The following is a 4507-nucleotide window of genomic DNA, read 5'->3' as shown; positions in this document are numbered from 1 at the left end:
AAAGCGAAGGATTAATTCCCGTTATGGCCGCCAAGAATATAATCGTCCACCAGCCCATTTCCTTCCAGATCGCACTGCCGACAGCAAGTCCCCAGAAATAGTTGGGACTCGTCAAAATGTTGAGCGGTTTGTCAATCAAACCAGCTTCGAATAGGACCCTGTTTACCATGCCAACATCCGCGGACAGGAAGGCATAGGATACTCCGACGACTACAACCCAGGAAATAAAATGCGGCAAGTAGCTGATCGTCTGCACGAATCGTTTGAACGCCATGTTTTTCACTTCGTTCAACAGGATCGCAAGCAGAATCGGTGCGGGAAAAGCGAAGATGACCTTCAGTAAGCTCAGGACAAGCGTGTTGCGTACAATCGTGGCAAACTTATAATCATGGATGAATTCATCGAAATATCTCAAACCGACCCACTCGCTGGTAAAGATCCCCTTGATACCATTTGAAATACTGTAGTCTTTAAACGCCATAAGAATACCGAACATCGGCGTGTACGAGAAAATCAGCAGAAAGATCATACCCAGTCCTACAAATACATGCAGTATTTTTTGCTTTTTGAACCGCTTCCATAATTGGTGCTTCTGACCGCCGTGATCCGCAGTTCTCGTAATCTGTGCATCCAAATCCATATGCGCTCCTCCTTTATTGCTAGTCTATCCTCTTGACCCATCTGCTCGTAAGCCAACATTCTTAAGAAAGCGTTGTCATTTTTTAATACTCGGCCTCCATAGCTTTATCATTAAAAGATCACACAAACCAAAAAAAGCAGTTCCGGAAAATGCTCGGAACTGCTTGCGTATTTTTTCGGGAAACTGGTTCCCAGGCGGGCGGCCTACTCTAAAATAAACGAAGCCAGATCCGCGCTTCCGCTGCCCGTGTACGTAAAATATAGAGCCTGTATGCCATCCGGAATGACGAGATCCGTTGAATATTCCGTCCATATATTCGTGAAGTTAACGGGTATTTTTCCGAGAGCCGGTCCGTCCCAAGTCGTTTTAATTTCAAAGTTGCCCTGGCAATAACCACGCACCTTGAGTTTCACCTTCCGGATTCCTTGGCAGTCGAAATACTTGAAACCGGCAGTAGCGGAGTCTGTCATGTTAGCGATGTATCCGATCTCTTCGTCCCCGTCTCTTCCCTCCTGCGTGATCTTCGGAAAACGGCTGTCCATCCATGCCCCTGAGCCGAAACCGCCAGTATACAATTCTTCGTCTTTACAGAACAGATTACATGCCAAGTAGGCGTGGTATTCACCTCGACCCACAAGCGGACCGTCATTGGGACCGCAAGAGGTCATTTCCACTTGAGGAATCGTTCCATCCTCCCGGATGACGATCGGTTCGATGCAGCCCTGCCGGCTAAAAGCCGTACCGTTGGTATGGCGATGATAAAAAATGAACCATCCATCGTTAATTTCCACAATGCTGCCATGGTTATTCCCGCCATAATACATCGGTTTGTCCGCCGGTTTGTAGGAACCGATGTGAAGATCATTGTTGCTTATGATGACGCCCTGATAAATGAAGCCTTTTGTCGGAGATTTACTGATGGCATAACATAATTCATGCATGACAATCGATGAATAGACAAGATAATAGGTATCACCCTTCTTACGGATGGAGGGAGCCTCAAAAAATTCATGCCCTTCAAACCCGCTTCCCGTACTGTAAGGTTCACTTGGGGCAACAAATACAGGTTCCTCCACAATGGTAAGCATATCTTCACCAAGCACCGTGGCCATTGCGCCATGTCTGGATTTATCCTTGGGTGCACAGAAACCAGTATATAAGTACGTCTTCTTCCCTTCTGTCAATACACCCGGATCAAACTGGGGCTCGTCCCCTTCTCTTTCGCCCAAGCGTGTACCGTCCGCGTACCTTACGTATCCGTAAAATTCATACTTTTCAGCAGGTGTATCGCAGACGGCAACTGAAACAACCGGAACCTTATCCAGGACATAATAAAGATAATAACGACCATCCGGTCCGACGGTGACGTCCGGCGCATAAAGACACATTCTGCCATCAGGATTTAGCGGGTCATCCGTTTTGGTGTAGATCACGCCCTCATACCGCCAGTCGCCTAGATCATTCACGGGTGCCGACCAGCAAGCGTAGTCGTTTAAACAAAACACATGTCCGTTAAATCGGTCATGCGAGCCATATACATAAACTCTGTCGTTAAAAACGTACGGTTCTCCGTCAGGTATGTATTCCCACGATGGGAGATAGGGGTTTAGCCCTTGTTTTTTCATCATAAACGTTCACTCCTTTAAATATGCCTTCAGGCTTCTTCATACGCCGAGCTGCCATCTTTAGCAAAGGAAAAACGGCGGTTGAGGCTGGAATCCTCTTCTAAGTCCAAATATACGGAATACGCTTCTTCCTCAACTCTGAATAGCGGTATGAATTTCGCTTGTTTGACTTGGTCATCGTTAAGGGCAAACTCCAGTTGCTTCTTTTCCGATCTGACGAATCTTTCGTTGATATTTGCATTTGACATCCCTTGCAAAAGCGAACCTTGCCCGATCTGAGCCAGTAACACGGTGCCAAACATCACCGCCGCCAAACGGTCTGAGCCTTGGAGCGGAACCAAATGCAGAGATGCCTCTATTTCAATTTCGATCGTATCCTGATCCTGAAAAACACGTTGAATCCCGACGTACCCGTTTTCCCTGACAAGTTCGATCGGAGCGGAATTGATTTTTACAGCTTTGACTGCTTTTTCCTTGAGCATTAGTTTGAAAGCTGACGGTTCGGCTGCATTAACCACGAGCGTGGACGTAAGCCCATCGGGGAATTCCGTAAGCTGTGTGATTGTGACATGCTTTTCTTTCCAAACCACAGCAGATGGAATAAAGGCATTCATCAACAGAGCATCCCCGCTTTTAAACCAGATATTCTTCTGCAGCTCGCTCATTGCCTCGATGCCTGAGGCGGTACAACACCAGAAGGAATCGTACGGATCGCTGAATTTTTTGGTCGCGCAGTTGCCCATCGGCTGGTGGTATTGCGAAAGGCCCGTTTCATCGCTGGCGCTATTCAACACCGCATTGTATTTCAGCGATTCCATATGATCCAGATACTCAACCGCCCCGTACCATTCAAACAACCGCTCCAGAATCCTTTCCGTATTATGCGCGCAGCAACTCTCGCTTTCGCCGCCGGTCAATGCATCTGCCAGCTGTCCGTAGCCTCCCCAGTGCTCCGATTTTTCGGAAACTCCGCCTTTGATAAAATGGGTGGCCTTTGAGCTGTTGTTTCCATTGGCAAAAGTTCTTCCCTTTAAGTAATCATAAAAATTCAAGGCCGCCGTTCGATATTTCTCCTCGCCCGTAAGGTCAAACCGGTGCATTGCCGCTATAATCATCGGAAGGTGAGTGTTTGCGTGCAGATTTTCAAGCACATCCTTGCCGTCCGCAAGATGATCCAGGAAATAATCCCTGTCGAAGAGTTGGGCCAGCTCAAGTATTTTGGCATCGCCGGTGGTGTCATACAGGGTGTACAGGGCATCGCCGATCCCTCCGTACTCATTTACAGGGTTCACCTTCGTACAACGGAGAATCCCATCGATTTTCCAGAAGGAAAGCTTTTCAAAACGTCCGTGAATGTAGTGGGCCAGGTTTACGGAAAGAGCCAGGGCTTTTTCACTGCCGAGATACGCATAGCAATCGACCAACCCCTGGATAATCTTGTGCAGGGTGTAGTATGGCGCCCATACATTTCGATTTTCCTCGAATTCGAGCGTATCGAGCTTCTCCTCTTCGAAAGCGCTCAAATATCCGTTAGGCTTAGCGCATAACTCCATCATATCAACGATTTCATTCGCTTTTGATTTCAACCCCTCGTCCTGATCGGCAAAGGCAAATTTGGAACAGGCTGACAGATAATGCCCGACGAAATGTCCTCTGATACCGCTCTCATCGCTTTCCCAACCGCCCAAGAGCTCCGCGTTGGACGGAAGCCCGGCATTCATTTTAAACGTATGCATAAGCCGGTTCAGATCAAATTCAACAATATACTTTTTTACAAGTTGTCTGCGAAATGCAAAGGAACTGTCTGTCAACCTTACTTCATCAAGGCGAAAGTTGGTAAACAAACCGGTCACCTCTTTTCCATCGGTTATGATCCATACCATAAAAATGTATGAAACCCGGATTTTATGAATAACACTACTCCTTTCCCTAAGGATGTGATTTAATATAATGATATTATTGTTGTTTTTGAATTATCTAGCATTTAATCGCGTACTATCGTCACTATATTACGATTCTTAGGAGAGCCCAAATGTACGAGCACCGGTACCGAGAAAACAAGCTGCACGGGGTTCCCGGCTTCCCTCTGTATATATACAAGGTGGAGCATCAAGCCGGGGTCCGCACGATTCTGCCCGTCCATTGGCATAATGAGATGGAAATCATTTATTTGTCCAAGGGAACGGCCACATTCCGAATCGAAAGCCGGGAGTTTGCTATCCGTGAAGGAGAAGCGCTCGTC

At 47.1% G+C, this 4507-nt stretch carries 4 protein-coding genes; 1 reads left to right on the top strand and 3 read right to left on the bottom strand.

Features of this window, described 5'->3' with window-relative positions; genetic code table 11:
• The 3 genes from CPT76_RS08595 to CPT76_RS08585 form a co-directional block, all read right to left on the bottom strand.
• The coding region (locus tag CPT76_RS08595; RefSeq protein ID WP_105442622.1) for a sugar ABC transporter permease at positions 1-640 on the bottom strand (640 nt) is incomplete at its 3' end.
• A 203-nt stretch (positions 641-843) separates the two neighbouring features.
• Positions 844-2265: a family 43 glycosylhydrolase gene (locus tag CPT76_RS08590; protein ID WP_105444013.1), complete on the bottom strand. Its 1422-nt coding sequence runs from the start codon at positions 2263-2265 to the stop codon at positions 844-846.
• A 29-nt stretch (positions 2266-2294) separates the two neighbouring features.
• Positions 2295-4118 (bottom strand): glycoside hydrolase family 127 protein, encoded by a 1824-nt coding sequence (locus CPT76_RS08585; RefSeq protein WP_258168607.1) that lies wholly within the window; start codon positions 4116-4118, stop codon positions 2295-2297.
• Positions 4119-4297: 179 nt separating this feature from the next.
• Here CPT76_RS08585 and CPT76_RS08580 point away from each other — a divergent pair.
• A partial coding sequence (locus tag CPT76_RS08580; protein ID WP_181152745.1) for an AraC family ligand binding domain-containing protein occupies positions 4298-4507 on the top strand: 210 nt, incomplete at its 3' end.

The organism is Paenibacillus sp. AR247 (genome assembly GCF_002968895.1).
Classification (GTDB): domain Bacteria; phylum Bacillota; class Bacilli; order Paenibacillales; family Paenibacillaceae; genus Paenibacillus_AQ; species Paenibacillus_AQ favisporus.
The sequence above is the reverse complement of the archived record's forward strand: the minus strand, read 5'-3'. Positions and strand labels throughout refer to the sequence as shown.